The organism is Streptomyces sp. HP-A2021 (assembly GCF_022807935.1).
GTDB classification, from domain to species: Bacteria; Actinomycetota; Actinomycetes; order Streptomycetales; family Streptomycetaceae; genus Streptomyces; species Streptomyces afghaniensis.
The window spans coordinates 490,581-508,791 of the sequence record NZ_CP094344.1; the positions used below are offsets into that span (position 1 = coordinate 490,581).

16 protein-coding genes are annotated in these 18,211 nt (G+C 69.9%); 7 read left to right on the forward strand and 9 right to left on the reverse strand.

What is annotated here, in order from left to right; translation table 11 throughout:
* Positions 1 to 483, reverse strand: coding sequence for a MarR family winged helix-turn-helix transcriptional regulator (locus MQE23_RS02330; protein WP_243378057.1), 483 nt, complete (start codon positions 481 to 483; stop codon positions 1 to 3).
* A 126-nt stretch (positions 484 to 609) separates the two neighbouring features.
* Between MQE23_RS02330 and MQE23_RS02335 the strand changes: the two genes are divergently transcribed.
* The 3 genes from MQE23_RS02335 (at position 610) to MQE23_RS02345 (ending at position 6,032) form a co-directional block, all read left to right on the forward strand.
* The gene (locus MQE23_RS02335) at positions 610 to 1,983 is read left to right on the forward strand and encodes an aminotransferase class I/II-fold pyridoxal phosphate-dependent enzyme (RefSeq protein ID WP_020269989.1); all 1,374 of its coding nucleotides are present in this window, start codon (positions 610 to 612) and stop codon (positions 1,981 to 1,983) included.
* Positions 1,984 to 2,137: 154 nt separating this feature from the next.
* On the forward strand, positions 2,138 to 3,226 hold the full coding sequence (locus MQE23_RS02340; RefSeq protein ID WP_243378058.1) for an ABC transporter substrate-binding protein: 1,089 nt from the start codon (positions 2,138 to 2,140) through the stop codon (positions 3,224 to 3,226).
* Between the two features lie 163 nt (positions 3,227 to 3,389).
* Entirely contained in the window at positions 3,390 to 6,032 is a 2,643-nt protein-coding gene (locus tag MQE23_RS02345; RefSeq protein WP_243382451.1) for a SpoIIE family protein phosphatase, read from the forward strand.
* 271 nt (positions 6,033 to 6,303) lie between these two features.
* On the opposite strand, the gene MQE23_RS02350 is transcribed toward MQE23_RS02345, so the two are convergent.
* Entirely contained in the window at positions 6,304 to 6,696 is a 393-nt protein-coding gene (locus MQE23_RS02350; RefSeq protein ID WP_020269986.1) for a nuclear transport factor 2 family protein, read from the reverse strand.
* Between the two features lie 125 nt (positions 6,697 to 6,821).
* On the opposite strand from MQE23_RS02350, the gene MQE23_RS02355 reads away from it, so the two are divergent.
* A complete protein-coding gene (locus tag MQE23_RS02355) occupies positions 6,822 to 7,397 on the forward strand; it encodes a PadR family transcriptional regulator (RefSeq protein WP_020269985.1) in 576 nt (191 codons plus the stop codon).
* 373 nt (positions 7,398 to 7,770) lie between these two features.
* Here the strand turns inward: MQE23_RS02355 and MQE23_RS02360 are convergent, their stop codons facing one another.
* The 3 genes from MQE23_RS02360 to MQE23_RS02370 all read right to left on the reverse strand — a co-directional run bounded on the left by MQE23_RS02360 (position 7,771) and on the right by MQE23_RS02370 (position 10,553).
* Positions 7,771 to 8,577 carry an SGNH/GDSL hydrolase family protein gene (locus MQE23_RS02360; RefSeq protein ID WP_243378060.1) on the reverse strand — a complete coding sequence of 269 codons (807 nt, stop codon included), beginning with the start codon at positions 8,575 to 8,577 and terminating at the stop codon, positions 7,771 to 7,773.
* Positions 8,578 to 8,794: 217 nt separating this feature from the next.
* Entirely contained in the window at positions 8,795 to 8,944 is a 150-nt protein-coding gene (locus MQE23_RS02365; protein WP_154693880.1) for a hypothetical protein, read from the reverse strand.
* A 148-nt stretch (positions 8,945 to 9,092) separates the two neighbouring features.
* Positions 9,093 to 10,553 (reverse strand): aldehyde dehydrogenase family protein, encoded by a 1,461-nt coding sequence (locus MQE23_RS02370; protein ID WP_243378062.1) that lies wholly within the window; start codon positions 10,551 to 10,553, stop codon positions 9,093 to 9,095.
* A gap of 369 nt (positions 10,554 to 10,922) precedes the next feature.
* Here MQE23_RS02370 and MQE23_RS02375 point away from each other — a divergent pair, with 369 nt between their 5' ends.
* The gene (locus MQE23_RS02375; RefSeq protein WP_020272016.1) at positions 10,923 to 11,867 is read left to right on the forward strand and encodes a hypothetical protein; all 945 of its coding nucleotides are present in this window, start codon (positions 10,923 to 10,925) and stop codon (positions 11,865 to 11,867) included.
* Positions 11,868 to 11,935: 68 nt separating this feature from the next.
* Here the strand turns inward: MQE23_RS02375 and MQE23_RS02380 are convergent, their stop codons facing one another.
* Entirely contained in the window at positions 11,936 to 12,535 is a 600-nt protein-coding gene (locus MQE23_RS02380) for an aldehyde dehydrogenase family protein (protein WP_243378064.1), read from the reverse strand.
* Between the two features lie 103 nt (positions 12,536 to 12,638).
* Between MQE23_RS02380 and MQE23_RS02385 the strand changes: the two genes are divergently transcribed.
* Positions 12,639 to 12,803, forward strand: coding sequence for a hypothetical protein (locus MQE23_RS02385; protein ID WP_020272018.1), 165 nt, complete (start codon positions 12,639 to 12,641; stop codon positions 12,801 to 12,803).
* Between the two features lie 55 nt (positions 12,804 to 12,858).
* Here the strand turns inward: MQE23_RS02385 and MQE23_RS02390 are convergent, their stop codons facing one another.
* The 3 genes from MQE23_RS02390 to MQE23_RS02400 form a co-directional block, all read right to left on the reverse strand.
* Positions 12,859 to 13,770 carry an SDR family oxidoreductase gene (locus tag MQE23_RS02390; protein WP_037668630.1) on the reverse strand — a complete coding sequence of 304 codons (912 nt, stop codon included), beginning with the start codon at positions 13,768 to 13,770 and terminating at the stop codon, positions 12,859 to 12,861.
* A 142-nt stretch (positions 13,771 to 13,912) separates the two neighbouring features.
* On the reverse strand, positions 13,913 to 14,599 hold the full coding sequence (locus MQE23_RS02395) for a response regulator transcription factor (RefSeq protein ID WP_051185547.1): 687 nt from the start codon (positions 14,597 to 14,599) through the stop codon (positions 13,913 to 13,915).
* On the reverse strand, positions 14,548 to 16,200 hold the full coding sequence (locus tag MQE23_RS02400; protein ID WP_020272021.1) for an ATP-binding protein: 1,653 nt from the start codon (positions 16,198 to 16,200) through the stop codon (positions 14,548 to 14,550). The genes MQE23_RS02395 and MQE23_RS02400 overlap by 52 nt, the downstream gene beginning before the upstream one ends.
* A 370-nt stretch (positions 16,201 to 16,570) precedes the next feature.
* Here MQE23_RS02400 and MQE23_RS02405 point away from each other — a divergent pair, with 370 nt between their 5' ends.
* Positions 16,571 to 18,211: an AMP-binding protein gene (locus MQE23_RS02405; RefSeq protein ID WP_243378066.1), complete on the forward strand. Its 1,641-nt coding sequence runs from the start codon at positions 16,571 to 16,573 to the stop codon at positions 18,209 to 18,211.

The window sequence follows — 18,211 nt, forward strand, 5'->3', positions numbered from 1 at the left end:
TCAGGTGTCGCGCAGAGCCTTGTCGATCGCGCCGAGTGAGCCGGTCAGCCGTCCGTAGTCGTCGGGGTGCAGCGGCGCGACGAAGTACCGCTCGACGACCCGCGCATGGACGGCGGCGGCCCGCAGGAAGACCGTCCTGCCGTGATCGGTCGACTCGACCAGGACGCTCCTGCGGTCCCCCGGAGCCGGCACGCGTCGCACCAGCCCGGCTCCCTCCATGCGGTCGACCAGGCGGGTGACGCCGCTGCTCGTGAGCGTGAGGTCGTCGGCGAGCTCGCGCTGTGAGACCGCCTCCTCCGGCTTCCTGCAGAGCCGGATGAGGACCTCGAACATCGTGTGGCTGACCTCGCACTCCTTGCGCAGGGCGGTGTCGATCCGCTGTTCCAGGCGGGTGGCGGCCTTGATCAGCAGCCCGAAGTCATGAACGAGCGGGCTGCCGGCGGCGCGGACGGCTTCGTCGTTGTCTCGGTTCGCGGGATTCACCCGGCCGACTTTACTGCCTCTTCACCTACTGCTGCCTCAATTACTGAGCAATCAATTGCTGAGCAGTCAACAAAACACTATGGTGAGCGCACCACTCTCACCACCGGGAAAGGAAGAGGGAGATCAATGGACCTGCAGCACTGGCTCGGCCGGGCCGACGACGCGATACAGCAGTGGGCCGACACCTTCGGGCCCTACGAGCGGCACCCGTCCCTCCTCGTCGAGGACGACCGCTTCGCCGCCGCCTTCGAGGAGTTCACGGGGCGGCTGAAGGACAACTACCCCTTCTTCCACCCGCACTACGCGGGACAGATGCTCAAGCCTCCGCACCCGGCGGCCGTGGTCGGCTACCTCACCGCCATGCTGATCAACCCCAACAACCACGCCCTGGACGGCGGCCCCGCCACCGCCCGCATGGAACGCGAGGCCGTCGCGCAGCTCGCCGCGATGTTCGGCTACGACACCCATCTCGGCCACCTCACCACCAGCGGCACGATCGCCAACCTCGAAGCCCTTTTCGTCGCCCGCGAGCTCCACCCCGGCCTCGGCATCGCCTACAGCGCCGACGCCCACTACACCCACGGCCGCATGTGCCGTGTGCTGGGCATGGACGGACACGCGGTCCCCACGGACGACCTGGGTCGCATGGACCTCGACGCGCTGGAGGACCTGCTGCGCGGCGGCCGGGTGGGCACGGTCGTGCTGACCACCGGAACCACCGGCCTGGGGGCCGTGGACCCGGTCCACGAGGCCCTGCGCCTCAAAGAGCGCTACGGCGTCCGACTCCACGTCGACGCCGCCTACGGCGGTTTCTTCACCCTGCTGGCCGGCGGCGAAGGACCCGAAAGCCTCGCTCCCGAGCCCTGGCGGGCGATCGCCCGGTGCGACTCGGTCGTCGTCGACCCGCACAAGCACGGGCTCCAGCCCTACGGCTGCGGCGCCGTCCTCTTCCGCGATCCCGAGGTGGGCCGCTTCTACCTCCACGACTCGCCGTACACCTACTTCACCTCCACCGAGCTCCACCTGGGCGAGATCAGCCTGGAGTGCTCCCGCGCCGGCGCCTCGGCCGCCGCCCTGTGGCTCACCTTCCAGCTCCTCGCGCCCACACCCGACGGTCTCGGCCGCGTCCTGGCGGCAGGCCGCCGGGCCGCCCTGCGCTGGGCCGAGCTGATCGGCGCATCCGACGCCCTTGAGCTGTACCAGCAGCCCGAGCTGGACATCGTCACCTACTTCCCCGCCGTCGACCCGGCCCGCCTCACCGCCGTGGACGCGGCGTCGGCCCGCGTCCTGGCCGACGGCATGTCCGGCCCCGATCCGGTGTTCCTCAGCACCCTCAAGGCCGACCGCGAGGCCTTCACCGCCCGCCACCCGAAGGTCACCGCGGACGCCGAGGGCGCGCGCATTCTCCGCAGCGTCCTGATGAAGCCGGAGTCCGAGCATTACGTGGAGCGCCTCCACGACCGAATCGAAAGGCTCACCCAGGCCCTGGCACAGGAATGACATTGCCTGCATACTTGCACAACCTTCACCGAGGAAGATCTCTTCCGAAATGATGATCCCGTGGTGAATGGTCAGGACACTGAGCAGGGAAGCGCCTTGCGCGTGAATCCGCCCTCCCCACACTGCCCCCACCTAGATCCACAGGAGGAAGAGGGTGAGAGAAAACGGGATCGACCGCAGAGCATTCCTGAGGGGAGGAGCCGCGGCAGGCGTCGCCGCCGTTTCGCTCACCGCATGCAGCCCCCGCTCCGACCGGGGCACCACCAGGACCAAGAGCAGCGGACCACTCGTCGTCCGCGACATCGGCGGCACGTACGGAGCGGCGAACCGAAGGGCCGTCTACGACCCGTTCTCCAGGGAGACCGGTATCCAGATCAAGGTGGTGAACATCCTGCACGAGCAGATGATCGCCCAGATCAAGGAAGGCCGCCCCCGGTTCGATGTCATGGACATCAACATGACCCACTTGGCGCTCTTCAAGCATGAGGGAGTTTCAGAGGAACTCGACTACGACCGGCTGAAGAACGCCAGGAACGCCGGCATCGCCGAGTCCCTGTTGACCTCTCATGGCGTGGGAAAGAACTATTGGGCCAGCGTCCTGGCATACCGTACCGACGCCTTCGGCGGGAAAAGGCCCGAGTCCTGGGCGGACTTCTGGAGCACCGGGCAATTCCCGGGCAGGCGCGCGTTGCAGGGCGCGCTGGACTGGCCGGAACTGGAGTTCGCCCTCCTTGCCGACGGCGTGCCACTCGACAAGCTGTATCCCCTCGACGTGGACCGCGCCTTCGCGGCCCTCGACGACATCAAGGGTTCCGAGCTGACGTTCTGGGAGAGCGGCGGCGTACCGGGTGAGCTGCTGGGCCGTAGGAAGGTCGTGGCCTCCAGCGTCTGGAACGGCCGCGTCCAGAGTCCGGTCAAGGACGGTTCCCCGCTCGCGTACGCGTGGAACGGGGCCCGCAGGCAGAGCAACGGCTACGGCATCCCCAAAGGCGCAGCGAATCCGGAGGCCGCCTATCGGCTGATCGACTTCGCCCTGCGGCCCGAAGTGCAGGCCCACTTCGCACGGATCCACCCCGAGGGCCCCGTGGTGCCTGCCGCCTACGCACACCTCACCGAGACCGCCGCCGCGCCCCTGGCCAGCTCTCCCGGACACCTGCAATCCGGTTTCGACCTGGACGTCGAGTGGTGGGTCGAGAACGGAGATGCCGTGACCAGGCGCTGGCAGGCATGGGCACGCACCTGAGCTCGAGGCACATGGAGCGGTGAAAGATAGGAAAAGTCATATGGCCACTCGTTCCGGTCGGCTCTCGGTGTCTCGGTTCCGCCCGTACAGCAGGCCGAGCTCGACCGCCCTGCCCCGGGTACGCAGCGTCGCGGGCCAGGTGTTCCTGCTGCAGCTGGCGATCATGGTTCTGTTCGCCGCGGCCGCGGGTGCGGCCCTCGTGTTCCAGGCCCGGAGCGCGAGCATGCAGGAGGCCCGGCAGCTGGCCTTCGGCGTCGCCCAGGCCTTCGCGCACGCCCCGGGGACGCTGGAGGCCATGAAGTCCGACGACCCCCGTGCGCTGATGCAACCGCGTGCGGAGCAAGCCCGCAAGGAGTCCGGGGTCGACTACGTCGTCGCGTTCGATCCGAACGGCTTCCGCTGGACCCACCCGGACCCGGCACTGATCGGGAAGCACATCTACGCGCTTCGCGAGGGCGCTGCGGCCGACAGACCCTTCACCCAGACCTTCGAGGGCAGTCTCGGCCTCTCCGTGGACTCGACGGTCCCCGTCCACGACACCGGCGGGAAGGCCATCGTCGGTTTTGTGTCGGCCGGCATCACGGTCGACAGCGTGGACGAGGTGGTGCAGGGCCAACTGCCGCAGCTGCTCGGTTTCGCCGGCGGCGCGCTGGTGGTCTCGGCGAGTGGGACGGCGTTGGTCTCCCGGCGCCTGCGGCGGCAGACCCACGGCCTGGACCCGTCCGAGATGACCCGCATGTACGAGCATCACGACGCGGTGCTGCACGCGGTGCGGGAAGGGGTGCTGATCGTCGGGGGTGACGGACGGCTCCTGCTGGCCAACGACGAGGCGCGGCGGTTGCTGGCGCTGCCCCCGGATGCCGAGGAACGCCGTGTCGCCGACCTGGGCCTTGAGGCGGGCACCGCCCGGTTGCTGGGATCGGGCCGGGTGGCCACCGACGAGGTGCACCTGGCCGGCGACCGGCTGCTGGCGGTCAACATGCGGCCGGTCGACCCCGACGGCGGGCCGGCGGGCAGCGTGGTCACGCTGCGCGACACGACGGAGCTGCGGGCCTTGGCGGGCCGGGCGGAGGTGGCCCGGGAGCGGCTTCGGCTGCTGTACGAGGCGGGGGTGCGGATCGGCACCACGCTGGATGTGACGAGCACGGCGCAGGAGCTGACCGAGGTGGCGGTCCCCCGGTTCGCCGACGCCGCCACCGTCGACCTGCTGGACCCGGTCCTTCGGGGTGAGGAGCCGGCCGGGCCCGGCTCCGAGATGCGTCGCGCGGCGGTGCACGGCGTCGAGGGTGCCCGGACGCTTCACGCCCTCGGTGAGCTGATCCGCTTTGTCCCCACCTCGCCCACGGCCGTCGGTGTCGAGCGCGGCCACGCCGTCCTGGAGGCCGACCTGGCCGCCTCCGGAGACTGGATGGCCGCCCAGGACCCTGACCGCGCACGGCGTGTGCTGGACCACGGCTTCCACTCCCTGATCACCGTGCCGCTCCGGGCCCGCGGCGGCGTCCTGGGCATGGCGAGCTTCTGGCGCTCCGAGGCCCCTCCCTTCGAGGAGGAGGATCTGGCCTTCGCCGAGGAACTGGTCGCCCGGGCCGCGGTGGCCATCGACAACGCCCGCCGCTACACCCGCGAGCACGCCCTGGCCGAGACGCTCCAACGCAGTCTGCTGCCGGGGTCCCTGCCCGACCACCCGGCCGTGGAGGTCGCCCACCGTTACCTGCCCGCTCTGGACGGAGTCGGCGGCGACTGGTTCGACGTCATCCCGCTGCCCGGCGCCCGGGTCGCGCTGGTGGTCGGCGACGTGGTCGGACACGGCCTCCACGCCGCGGCCACCATGGGCCAGTTGCGCGCGGCGGTGCACACCTTCTCCGCCCTGGACCTGTCACCGGACGAGCTTCTCGGTCACCTGGACGAGCTGGTCGCCCGGATCGACGGCGACGAGAGCGCTGAGCGGGACGACAAGGGCGTCACGGGAGCCACCTGCCTCTACGCGGTCTACGACCCGTCCTCCGGGCAGTGCTCGCTGGCCCGCTCCGGGCATCCGGAGCCGGCTCTGGTGCACCCCGACGGCACGGTGGAGTACCTGCGGGTGCCGGGCTCCCCGCCGCTCGGGCTGGGCGGCGGGGAGCCCTTCGAAACCGCCGAAGTCACCTTGCCCGAGGGGTCCAGGCTGGTCCTGTACACAGATGGGCTGGTCGAGGACCGGGATCGGGGCGTCGACATCGGCCTGGAAGCGCTGCGTGATGCCCTGGCGCGCCCGGGCCGGAGTCCGGAGGAGATCTGCCGGGACGTCTTCGACACCCTGCTTCCGGCAAGCCCCGGCGACGACATCGCGCTGCTCGTCGCCCGTACCCACCTGCTCGATCCCTCCCGGGTCGCCGAATGGAACGTCCCGGGCGATCCCGCGGCCGTCGCCGGGATCCGGGCGGACGTCACCCGCCGGCTCGGAGCCTGGGGGCTGGACGAGATGGCCTTCACCACCGAGTTGGTGATCAGCGAGTTGGTCACCAACGCCATCCGCTACGGCACCGGGCCGATCCGGCTGCGGATGCTGCACGACCGCGACAGCCTGATCTGCGAGGTCGCCGACGGCAGCAGCACCTCACCCCATCTGCGTCGGGCCGCCACCACCGACGAGGGCGGACGAGGGCTGTTCCTCGTCGCCCAGTTCTCCCGGCGGTGGGGCACCCGCTACACGGCCCGCGGCAAGGTGATCTGGACGGAGCAGTCGCTCCACGGCCCGGCATCCGACGCCGACGGAGCAACGGCCGACGTCCTGCTGGACCAGTGGGACGAGGCCTGGTCGACGTGAGGGCGAGGTTCAGTGACCGGTGACGACACCGGACAGTTCGTTCGTGCTCTTCGGCAGGGTGTGTACGGCTGGAGTTCCAGGCCGACTCCGGACAGCTGGTGCAGCGCCGTCCCGGACTCCAAGCGGCCTCGTCGAAAGGAGGTGGCGCAGCCGCCGGAGACGTTGTGGCGCTCCGCCAGGAGGGTGCGCAGTCCCAGCGTTGGAGGGTGGCGGCGGCCAGTCCGGCGTTGCCCCGCGCCGATGACCACCGCGTCGAAGTCCGTCGTCGTGGTTACTGTTCGGCGGCCTCTCGGGCGATCTGCTCGAACTGGGCGCCCATGGCCTCGCCGAGCGCCTGGGCGGCGGAGAGCGGGCGCACCATCACCGTGAACTCGTCGATCTTCCCGTCGTCGTCGAAGTGCAGGAAGTCGCATCCCTGGAGCTGCTTGCCGGCGACAGTGGCGGTGAAGACGAAGGCGTGATCGCGGCCGTCGGAATTGGCGATCTCACGGATGTAGGTGAAGTCCTCGAAGACCCGGAGCACGCCGCGCAGGATCGCCGCGGTGATCGCCTTGCCCGGGTACGGCTTGAAGGTGACGGGGCTGGTGAAGACGACGTCGTCGGCCAGCAGAGCGGCCACAGCGTCCAGGTCGCCGCTCTCGACGGCCTTGCGGAAGGGATGCATGAGCCCACCTCTGATACTCAGAAATGTGAATAGGTGCGTTGTAGAGTAGAAGCCACGTTAGAGCTTGTCCATAGGGAAGGCGTGACTCTTAGTCACTTTGTTGATTAATCTGCTACCGTGCATTCATGGCTTTGCGGAACGCGGTGATGGCCGCGCTGCTGGAGGGCGAGGCGTCCGGGTACGACCTCGCGAAGGCGTTCGACGCGACGGTCGCCAACTTCTGGATGTCGACGCCTCAGCAGCTCTACCGGGAGCTGGATCGCATGGAGGCCGAAGGACTGGTCACGGCCCGCGTCGTCGAGCAGGAGCGCCGCCCCAACAAGCGACTGTTCTCCTTGACGGAGGCCGGGCGGAAGGCCGTCCACGCCTACACCACCGAGCCCTTGGGTAAACCGGCGGTGATCCGGGACGAGTTGCTTGTCAAGGTGCAGTGCCTGGACGCGGGCGACATGGAAGCGGTCCGGACCGCAATCGCCGAGCGCATGGAGTGGGCCACCGCCAAGCTGGCCCGCTACGAGCGGCTCCGGCAGCGTCTGCTCGACGGGCGCTCTGAGGAGGCGTACTTCGCCGAGGCCGAGCGCATCGGCCCGTATCTCACCCTGCTGCGCGGGATGTCGTTCGAGCGGGAGAACCTCCAGTGGGGAGACATGGCGCTGCGCAGGCTCGAACAGCGCACGGCCGCGCTCCGGGCCGACGGCTGACTACGGCGGCCCCACCCACACAGTTAGTCAACTGGGGAGCTGGAAGGTCGTGAGAGCCCGGCCTCTCAGGGGTCGTCGGTCTGTGTCCGAGCGAGGACCGGCTGCGGTTCCTTGTCGGCGGGATTGCGATGCAGTCCCTCGCGGTCGCAGAACCGGGTCACGCCGAAGGGTGGAGGTGACTGGCGGGGTCGATGTTGGACTGACGTAGAACACGGTGAACAGCAGTGCCACGACGCCTACGACCACGTCGCTGACGATCCGCAGACGCTCCGCGCGCAGTACGCGAAGGGATGGATGTCACTCATTTCCAGCTCCCGTCCGGTGAAGAACAGTTCAGCACGAGGAGCCGCCGGCGTCGTCGCAGGCCAGAGCATCACACCGATGGGGAGGTGTCCCCAGCGGACGCGGCCACCGGAAGCAGCGCCGGCCGCTTGGCCTGGCGGCCGTCACCGGAGGAGCGGCCACGCAGGCGGCGGCCGACCCAAGGGCCGAGGAAGGTGCCGGCCCAGCGCAGTTCGGCACCCACGGCCCTCCAGACAGAGATGTCTGTCCCCTCGGCCGGAAGGGGAAGGGTCCACTTGTCGTCGCTGCCCGGCAGACCGAGCGCCTGGGCCACGGCAGCCGCGATGCGCATGTGTCCCAGCGGACCGGCGTGCAGCCGGTCAGCACTCCACAACCGCGGATCGGTCGCCGCCGCGTGCGCGGCCGTCTCCGCCACCACCACGCCGTGGCGGTCGGCGGCCTCCCGGATGCGCGCGTTGAGTGCGAGAACACGGTGACCGATCGGGCGGGCCAACGGCGTGATACGCCCGACATCGGGAAACATGAGGGTCGCGACGGTGGCGCCCTGCGCCGTGAGGGCGGCGAACATCGCCTCGACATGGCCGGCCACCTCGTCGAGGTCGCAGCCCGGGCGCAACACGTCATTGACCCCAGCCACCACGGTGGCGAGGTCGGGCCGCATCGCGAGAGCCGGAGCCAGCTGCTCGGCGCGCACCTGACCGGCCTTACGGCCGCGCACCGCGAGGTTGGCGTAGAGCAGGCCGGGGCTGTGGCGGGCTACCTGCTCGGCGAGCCGGTCCGCCCAGCCCCGAAGACCACGGACGTCGTCGCCGTCCCCGAGCCCCTCGGTATGACTGTCGCCCAGGGCGACATAGCGCAGATACACACTGCTCGACACGGGGCCGACCGCCTCTCGTCAACGCTGCTGATGGAAGTGGCACACGGCCATCGCTAAACAACTAGGCACCTAGTCGCATTGTTGAATATGAGGATAGCTGCGGGCTCGCCTTCCTGCAAAGTGACGCCGCTCAGGCAGGAGCTGAGGCCGTCGAGGGCGATCCACCGCCGCAGGCCACCGCCTTGGTCCCGTGCCGACCTCACCGCCCATTCCCTCTTCAGGCCTGAGCACCGACCACGGTCTGAGCCGGCACCTGAGCGCCGGGGTCGTCAGCGGCATGCACAACGAGCACGCGGTCGGCTTCGCCACCGCCCGCCGTTTCGCGCCGAAGCGCCCGTACCAGGTCACCTTCAACGGTGGCGTCCACGGACCGGGCGACAACTCCTACTGCCAGGCCGCCATGCCCCCGGCTCACCTCCGGCTCTCAAGAGCCGGGGACGGAGTTCACCCGGCCGATCCGGCCGGGAGGGCCCGCCGGCGGCGGCCGGGCGCTCGGAGCCGGCCCTGTCGAAGGGTCAGACGAGGGAAATAACGACCGACTTGGTCCTCGTGTACGCCTGCAGCGCCTCCGGCCCGGATTCGCGTCCGTAGCCGGACTGCTTGACGCCCCCGAAGGGCACGGCGGGATCGAGCATGGCCCAGTCGTTGACCCAGACGATGCCGGCGTCCAGTCGCGCGGCGACCCGATGGGCGCGCGCCAGGTCGGAGGTCTGCAGACCGGCGGCGAGTCCGTACGGCGTGCCGTTCGCCAGCGCGATCGCCTCTTCCTCGGTGCCGAAGGGCTGAACCGTCAGCACCGGGCCGAAGATCTCCTCCTGGACGGTGCGGGCGTCGTTGTCCAGGCCGGCGATGACGGTGGGCTTGAAGTAGTAACCGCCGTTGAGTTCCAAGCGCTCACCGCCGACGACGATGCGGCCGCCGTCCTCGACGGCCGCTTTCACGAAGCGCTCGACGTTCTCCACGTGCCGCTCGCCGGCCATCGGCCCGACGACTGTGACCGGGTCGAAGGGGTCGCCGACGGGGACCGCCGGAACCGCGTCGGCGAGGATGCCCAGCGTGGTGTCGTACAGGGACCGGTGGACCAGCAGCCGGGGTCCGCCCATGCAGAACTGTCCGGTGTTGAAGACGAAGGCCTTGATGATCGCGCCGATCGCCTTCCCGACGTCGGCGTCCTCGAAGACGATGTGCGGCGCGTTGCCACCCAACTCCATGGTGACCGGTTTGAGTTGCTCGCCTGCCGTGCTCGCCGCCAGGCGGCCGACCCTCGTCGACCCGGTAAAGGCGATCTTGTCGACGCCCGGATGACGCAGCAGTGCCTCACCCAGGACGGGGCCGCTGCCGGTGACGACGTTCACCACTCCCGCGGGAACGCCGGCGTCGGCGAGGATCTCCGCCATCAGCAGCGCGCTGAGGGGGGTCTCGTCGGCCGGTTTGTGGACGATGGTGTTGCCGGCCGCCAGGGCGGGGGCGAACTTCGACGTGCTCAGGATCAACGGGAAGTTGAACGGGGTGATCGCTCCCACCACGCCGATGGGCTCCCTGCGGGTGTAGGCGTGGGAGGGGAGGGGGATCTCTCGCGTGGCCCCGTCGACCGACTGCGCCAGCGCCGAGTAGTACTCGTACGTCTCGGCCACGGTCTCCACGTCCACCCCCCGGCTGAACGAGACGGGCTTGCCGACGTCGAGGCTCTCCACGGCGGCGAGCTCGTCCGCCCGTTCGCGCACCAGATCGGCCACCCGGTGCAACACGCGGGCCCGCTCGCGGGCCGGCGTCCGGGGCCACGGCCCCGCGTCGAAGGCCTCGCGGGCGGCGGCCACCGCGACGGCGAGATCGGTCCCGTCGGCCTCCGCGACCGAGGTGACGACTTTGCCGGTGGACGGGTCGATGACGTCGCGCCGCTGCTTGGACTCCGCGTCCCGCCACTCTCCGCCGATGAACAGCCTGCCCGGTTCGATGTGCGGTCGCTGCACGCTCATGGCCCGCTCGCCCTCCCGGTGCGGCGCTCAGCCGTCACCGTGCTCACGCCGGTCGCGCCACTGCGGCCGACAGGTTTTCGGATGATGGCCCAGCGGTGCCCGCCTGGACAGAGACCCGGGAGACGAGCGCCGGAAGTGAGGACGAATGACGTATCCCGAGCACGACGTTCAGCCTTGTCAGGTCGGCCTGCTGCCGAGTGGCGCGCCTTCGCGGTCCGTGCTCCCACCGGCCCGGCAGCTTTCCGTCCGATGGACCGAGGAGAGTCAGGACATTCGTCGCTGTGCACAGATACTTGAATTCTCAAGAATTGGCCCAGGAGCCCAGCCGGACCGGCACGGCCCGTCTTGTTTTCCGTGGAAGGACGATCGATGACAAGTTCTCTCGCACGCAGGCAGCTTCTCGGCGCGGGCATCGCCCTGGGAGCGACGGCCCTGATCGGTGGTACGGCACAGGCCGCCCCGGGCACCGCCAGATCCTGGCCCGGGGAGTTCTCGCTGCCCAACGGCTGGGGGCCGGAGGGAGTCGCGATCGGCTCCGCGCCGTACGCCTACTTCGGATCGATCGCCACCGGCGGCGTGTACCGGGTGAACCTCGCGAACGGCAAGGGCAAGGTCGTCCACCGCGGCCTGGGGCGCATGACGGTCGGCCTGAAGGTCGACTCCTGGGGCCGGCTGTTCCTGGCCGGCGGCAGCAGTGGCGAACTGCGGGTCGTGGACGCGCACAGTGGTGCGCTGCTCGCCAACCACGTGGTCGCCGGAGAGAACAGTTTCGTCAACGACGTCCTGCTCACCCGCGACGCCGCCTGGTTCACCGAGTCGTTCAGCGCGCGGCTGTTCAAGCTGCCCCTGGGCAGGCAGGGCCGCATCGGCGCCCCGGAGAGCCTCACGCTGAGCGGTGACTGGGTGCAGTCCGGTTTCACGTCCAACGGCATCTCACTCACCCCCGACGGCAGCGCCCTGCTCGTCACCAACGCGGCCGTGGAGGGCGGTTCGCTGATGCGCGTCAACCCCCGCACCGGCGTGGCCCGCAAGGTGGACCTGGGTGACACGGCGCTGCCCAGCGGCGACGGGCTGGTGCTCATCGGCCGCACTCTCTACGTGGTCCAGCCCAACCCCAACCAGGTGGACGTGATCCGGCTCAACCGGTCGGGCACAAGGGGCACCGCGATCGGGGTGATCAGGGACGACCGCTTCGACCTGCCCACCACGGCCGCCGCGTACAAGGGTCGGCTTTACCTGCCCAACTCCCGCTTCACCACCCCGGGCCGGGACGAGAACACCCCTTACAACGCGGTGTCCGTGCCGTTGGTGTGACGTACGGCCGGAGCACGGCTTGCCCCTGTCCGCTCGAAGCGGGCCGGGTCCAGCCGTGCTCCCGGTTTCTATCCGTGCGTCGTGATGGTGTGCGCTTCGGTGAAGGAGAGCAGACCCTCGGGGCCCATCTCGCATCCGATACCGCTCTGCCGGAAGCCGCCGAACGGAGCCCGGTCGTCGCACGCGACAGCGTTGGCGTGATTGATCCAGGTGGTACCGGTACGCAGTCGTTCCGCGAGGGCGGCCGCACGGGCGGGATCGCCGCTCCACACCGAGGAGCACAGCCCCGACCAGTCGTTGTTGACCCGGTCCACCACGGAATCGATGTCGTCGAAGGGCAGGATCGGCAGGGCGGGGCCGAATTGTTCCTCGGTGACGATCCGCAGGCCGGTGTCCGGGTCGAGGACGAGGGTGGGGCGCAGATAGTGGCCCTTGGAGGTGGCCACGCCGGGGGCCAGGGTGCCCAGTTCCCGCACCTCGGCTCCGGCTCCGGCCGCCTGGGCGAGCATGGCCGCCACCTTGTCGCGCTGGGCGGCGCTGTTGAGGGGGCCCATGGTCGAGGCAGGATCGTCTCCGGGCCCCACACGCTGGGTGTCGAGGGCGGAGGAGAGCGCGTCGACGAGTTCGTCGTAGCGGGAGCGGTGGACGTACACCCGCTTGACGGCCATGCAGACCTGGCCGCTCGTCAGGAAGGCGCCCTGGACTGCGGGCTCGTGGGTGGGCGCTGACGGACCAACAGCTGGCGCCCGGCATTCGGTCGGTCGCGCCCCGTTGCGTGACGGCTCCGGCCAGGTCATCGCGGCACTCAACGTCAACTGCCACGCGGCCGAGACATCGGTCGAGCGGCTTGTCGAGGAGCATCTACCGCTGCTGTTGCAGACCGCGGGAGACATCAGCGCGGATTTCGCCCGCGTCGCGGCCGTCCCGCAGACCTGAGCAGCCACTTGCCCCTGGCACGGACCTGAGGGCCGTAGGAGGGGCCGCGTGCGCGTCACGCCTCCTCAACGGCTTCCAGATCGAGGGGTGTGGGCCTGAAGTCCTGGAGTCGGTCCGCATAGGCGCCTGAGAAGAGTTCCGCGACCGATCCGGCGGTCCAGCCGCCCCGCCCGAACCGCTCCTCGACCTCACCGGGGTGCGTCCACAGGGCGATCCGGTCGCCTCCCGCCGCGATGGCCTGTCCGGTGACGTGGGCCGACTCCTTGGACGCGAGGTACACGATCACCGGTGCCACGTCTTCCGGCGATCCCAGCCCCTGCCGCCGGATGGCGTCGGGAACGGGCTCCCCGGCATCGACCTTCGCCACGAGGTCACCGACCCGGGGCATGGTCGCCACCATGCGGGTCAGCGCGGTCGGCACGATGGCGTTGACGGTGACATCGATCTTCGCGAGCTCGAGCGCCCAGGTGCGCGTCATCGCGACGATCGCGCCCTTGGACGCCGAGTACGCGGTCTGGCCGAAGCTGGCGCGCTGCCCAGCCGGTGATCCCACCAGGATGAGACGACCGCCCTCGCCCTGTTCGCGGAAGCGGGCAGCCGCCGCGCGACCGCAGGTGAACGTACCGCGCAGATGGCTGTCGACGACGAGGTCGAAGTCGTCGTCGGTGGTGTTGCGCAGGGTCCGGTCGCGCAGCGCACCGGCGTTGGTGACCATCACGTCCAGTCGGCCGAACTCGTCGACCGCGCGCCGCACCAGCGCGTCGGCGAACTCGGAACCTCCGACCGCACCGACATGGGCGACGGCCGTTCCGCCCGCGTCCGTGATCAGGTCGGCCGTCTCCGTGGCCACATCGGCGTCCAGGTCGTTCACGACGACGGCGGCACCCGCCGCGGCCATCGCGCGAGCATAGGAACGTCCCAGGCCTCGACCCGAACCTGTGACAATGGCGACTTTGCCGTCGAGCATGCTGTCCTCCTGGACGGGGGCGATAGGGCGACTCCCCTGAGCGTAGGAACGCCTGGGCCCGTGAGGATCCCGCTGATGACGGCACCTGCGGCCGACCTGTGTCCCGGCCGGTCCGGGACATCCGTCGCGGTCGGCAGGGCGGTCAGCCCTTCGGGGGCACCAGTCCTTGCCGCACCGCGAGCAACGCGGCCTGGGTGCGGGAGGTGAGCCGGAGTTTGCGCAGTACGTTGCTCACGTGGGTGCGGGCGGTGCGCTCGCTGATCACCAGCTCGTCGGCGATCTGCTGGTTCGAGCGGCCCTCGGCGACGAGCACGAGGACGTCGCGTTCCCGGCTGGTGAGCGAGGCGAGCCCGGTCGGCGGCGAAACGATCTCCTGGGTGAGTCCTCTGGCCACCTCGGGGTCGAGGAAGACCTCGCCCCGGGCGGCCGCGCGGATCGCGGCGACCACCTCGCTTGCGTCGGCGTCCTTGAGCAGGTAGCCGGCGGCCCCCTGCGCGAGCGCCGCATGAACGCGTTCCATCTCGCCGAAGCTGGTGAGCACCACAAGTCGGAGACCAGGGTGGCGCTGCTTGATCGCTCCGATCGCCGTCGCCCCGTCCATCTTGGGCATGAGCAGGTCGATCAGGACCACGTCCGGCAGTTCCTGGTGAGCGGCCATCGCGTCGAGCCTGGTGAGTGCCTCCTGGCCGTCGGCGGCCTCCGCGGCCACTTCCATGTCGTCCAGGACTTCGAGGTAGGCGCGGATTCCGCGGCGTACGACGGCGTGGTCGTCGACGATCAGGACCCGGACCGGGCGGGGTTCTCGGTTCCCCGGAGCGGAACCGCCGATGGGATGCTCCCTGATCCCTCCGAGCCCGGGGGCGACTCCGGCACTCGTACGGGAAGGGGTATGACGACCCGTACGGTCGTGCCGCTCCTGGCGCCGGATCTGATCCTCATGGTGCCGCCCCATCGCTCTGTCCTTTCCCGCATGGTCCTCAGTCCGTAGCCGTGGTGTCCGGTGACAGTGGCCGCCTCGCCGTCCTCGTTCTCCTGTGCGGCCCGTCGCCCGCCGGATTCCGTGACCCCGCGGCCGTCGTCGCGGATGGCGGCGGTCAGGGTGTGGTCGTGTACGGCGAGGCGGATGGTGACGGTGGTGGCCTCCGCGTGCTTGACCACGTTGTGGATGGCCTCCCCGACGATCCGGTACATGTCCTCGGCCAGTTCCGGTTCGACCGTGTCCACTTGCTGTCCGCACTCCAGCCGGATGCTGAGGCCCGTCCGGTTCTCGGTGCTTTTGACGAGCGTGGTCACCGCGTCCTCGAGGCCGAGCCGGAGGGAGGAGGCGGGACGTAGTTCGTGCACCATGGCCCTCAGGTCGGCGAGGACGGTTCGCGAGAGGGTCCCGACCTCGTCCGCGAAGGCGCGGACCGCTTCCGCCGGCACCGCTTCGTCCCGCGCGCCCAGCACTCCCACGGCGTTGGCCTGCATGCCGATGGAGAACACCTGCTGCACGATCGAGTCGTGCAGGTCGCGGGCGAGGCGCTGACGCTCGTTGCGGCGGGCGCCCTCGCGCTCACGCTGAAGCAGCGTGGCGTAGTCGACGGCGAGGGCGGCCTGTTCCGCCATGGCGGCGAGGAACTCCAGGGTTCGGCTCCCGATCTCCTGCCCGGGGGCGAAGTAGGCGTTCAGCACCCCTTCGGGACGACCGCGCGCCATCAACGGCACACTGACGAAGGAGTCCCAGTTCAGCTCCCCGAGGTAAGCGTGCAGCGGTTCCCAGGCCGGGTCCTCGAGGATCTGGGCCCACCGGTGCGGGACGACGATCGGCCTGCGCTCCTTCAGGGTGTCCAGCATGCACAGCCGGGCGCCCCGGTCACGGCACTCCAGCAGACGGTCGAGGAACGCGTCCCAGTGGCGCAGTCCCGCGGAGCCCATCAGCCGCAGTTCCCGGCCTGTGCTGTCGAGGGTGAGGATCTGCACGCCCGCCAGGCCGTCCGCCTGGACGATCTGCTGGGCCACAGCGTCCAGTGTGGAGCCGAGCGAGCCCTCCGAGGCCAGTGCGATCGACGTCCGGGCGATCGCCGCGATCCTGCGCTGCCGGTGCCATTCGTCGGTGACGTCGCGGAACGACACCACCGTCAACTTCGGGTCGGCCGGCAGACTGCGGGCGCGGTACGCGAACTCGCGTCGGGGTCCGCGGGCGGGCTCCCAGTGGGCCACCTGCTCGTCCGACCGGACCTCCAGCAGCCCCGCGCGGCACTCGGCGGCTCCCTCCACCAGGGTGAACGGGGACGGCGCACCGATGAGGTCGCCCTCTGTGTCCGCCCGAAGCAGCGCGGCCGCCGCCGGGTTCAGCCGTACGAACCGGCCCACGCAGTCCAGAACGGCGAGGCCGTCCGGCGCGACGGCGGCGATGTCGTCCCACCCCACGAGCGGCGACGCGGACATGACCGATCTCCCTCAACATCGACGAAGAACCCGCCCCGCAGACCTGCTGTGCGACAGGGACGCGTTCGAAAACCGCGGGCCTGCGTCGTACGCGTCGGCCGGTGCGGAGACGAAGGCGACGGGCGCCCGGCCACAGCATCGTAGCCCGGCGTATTCGAGGTGGTCCTACGTCATTCGACCTGTTCGTCGGCAGGTCGAAGCGCCGAGCCGCTTCAGTCATTGCTCGCGTTCCCCGCGGGGAGGGCGCCTGCCTAGGTTGAGAGGACGCCCCGCGGATCGTTACTCCCCCGAAAGGATCCGCGGGGCCCTACGAGCGGCCTGCTCAGCCGTGCGCTCCGCGTAAGCCATCGAGGACGAGGAGGTCCGAGACGTGAACGTGTCCATCGGCACGATCTGGGAGGCGGTCTGCCGCGCGCTGCCCGATGCCGTCGCCATCACGGAACCCGGTCGTGGGACCACGTACCGGGAGTTCGACGAGCGCGCGTCACGGCTGGCCGCCGCACTGGAAGCCGTCGGGGTGGGCGAGGGCCACACCGTGGCCTGCTATCTGTACAACGGCGCCGCCTACCTGGAGACGGTCTTCGCCGCCGTCAAGCTCGGTGCCATACCGGTGAACGCCAACTACCGCTACACCGGCGAGGAACTTTCCGAACTCCTGACCGACGCCGACGCCGCCGCGGTCGTCTTCAGCGGCGCCCTGGCCGACCGCGTCACGCATGCCGCGAAGCATGTGCGCACACTGAAGCTGCTGGTGAGGGTGGGCGAGCCGCCCGCCGACGGTCCGGGCGGGCCCGCGGTGCCCGAACTGGAGGAGCTGCTGACCGCGCACCCGCCGCGCGAGCCTCAGCGACGGCCCGGAACGGACCAGCTGTTCATGTACACCGGCGGGACCACGGGCAAGCCGAAGGGCGTCATATGGCAGCTGAGCGACCTGCTGCGCGCCCACGTGGTCCCGTTCTACCACCCGCTCGGAGTCACCGAACTTCCCGCAAGCCTCGACGAGGCCGTGGCCGTCGCCGTCAAGGCACGCCACGAAGGCCGCGCGCCGACCACGATGCCCGTCGTACCCCTGATGCACGCCACCGGGCTGTTCAACACCATGGGCGCCCTGATGACAGGAGGCCGGGCGGTCACCCCACGAGCGGGCGGCCTCGACCCGGAACATGTCTGGCACATGATCGCCGAGCAGCGGGTCGATACGGCCATCATCGCGGGCAACGCCGTGTGCCGCCCGCTCGTCGACGAACTCCTGCGGGCTGAGAAAGCCGGGACGCCGCACGACCTGCGCTCGTTGCGCAGGATGATCAGCTCCGGCACCGCGCTCAGCGATCCGCTCAAGAGGGCACTGCACGAACGTGCCGACATCACCATCACCGAAGCCATCGCATCGAGCGAAGGGGGCCCTTTCGCCTTCGCGATCACCTCCTCGGTAGAGGATCTGCCCTCGCGTTTCCGCCCCGTTCCGGCGACGCGGGTGATCGGCTCCGATGACCGCTTTCTCGAACCAGGCAGCGACGAGACGGGCGTCCTCGCCTATTGCGGGCCCATGCCGCTCGGCTACTACAAGGACACCGAGAAGAGCGCGAAGGCGTACCGCACCATCGAGGGGGTCCGGTACGCGATCCCCGGCGATTTGGCTCGACTTGAGGCCGACGGCGCGATCCGGTTCCTCGGGCGCGGCTCGGGCGTGATCAACACGGGCGGGGAGAAGGTGCACCCGCAGGAGGTGGAGAACGTACTGCTGGGGCATCCGGAGGTGACGGACTGTGCCGTCGTCGGCGTCCCCGACGAGACCTGGGGCGAGCGTGTGGCGGCCGTCGTGGCGGTCCGGCCGGGCAGTACCGTCACCGGCGACGAACTGCGCGACCTGGTCCGGCAGAGTCTCGCCGGGTACAAGGTGCCGCGTTCCATCGTCCTGACGGACAGACTGCCGCGGACCCCGACCGGCAAGCTCGAGACCGCCTGGGCCAGGAAGACGGCCCAGGAAGCCGGCTCGGGCGACGGAATGTGA

Coding starts and splice junctions, on each gene's coding strand:
- MQE23_RS02335 (WP_020269989.1), top strand. CDS start 610: ATGGACCTGCAGCACTGGCTCGGCCGGGCCGACGACGCGATACAGCAG.
- MQE23_RS02345 (WP_243382451.1), top strand. CDS start 3,390: ATGGTTCTGTTCGCCGCGGCCGCGGGTGCGGCCCTCGTGTTCCAGGCC.
- MQE23_RS02350 (WP_020269986.1), bottom strand. CDS start 6,696: ATGCATCCCTTCCGCAAGGCCGTCGAGAGCGGCGACCTGGACGCTGTG.
- MQE23_RS02355 (WP_020269985.1), top strand. CDS start 6,822: ATGGCTTTGCGGAACGCGGTGATGGCCGCGCTGCTGGAGGGCGAGGCG.
- MQE23_RS02370 (WP_243378062.1), bottom strand. CDS start 10,553: ATGAGCGTGCAGCGACCGCACATCGAACCGGGCAGGCTGTTCATCGGC.
- MQE23_RS02375 (WP_020272016.1), top strand. CDS start 10,923: ATGACAAGTTCTCTCGCACGCAGGCAGCTTCTCGGCGCGGGCATCGCC.
- MQE23_RS02380 (WP_243378064.1), bottom strand. CDS start 12,535: ATGGCCGTCAAGCGGGTGTACGTCCACCGCTCCCGCTACGACGAACTC.
- MQE23_RS02390 (WP_037668630.1), bottom strand. CDS start 13,770: ATGCTCGACGGCAAAGTCGCCATTGTCACAGGTTCGGGTCGAGGCCTG.
- MQE23_RS02400 (WP_020272021.1), bottom strand. CDS start 16,200: ATGTCCGCGTCGCCGCTCGTGGGGTGGGACGACATCGCCGCCGTCGCG.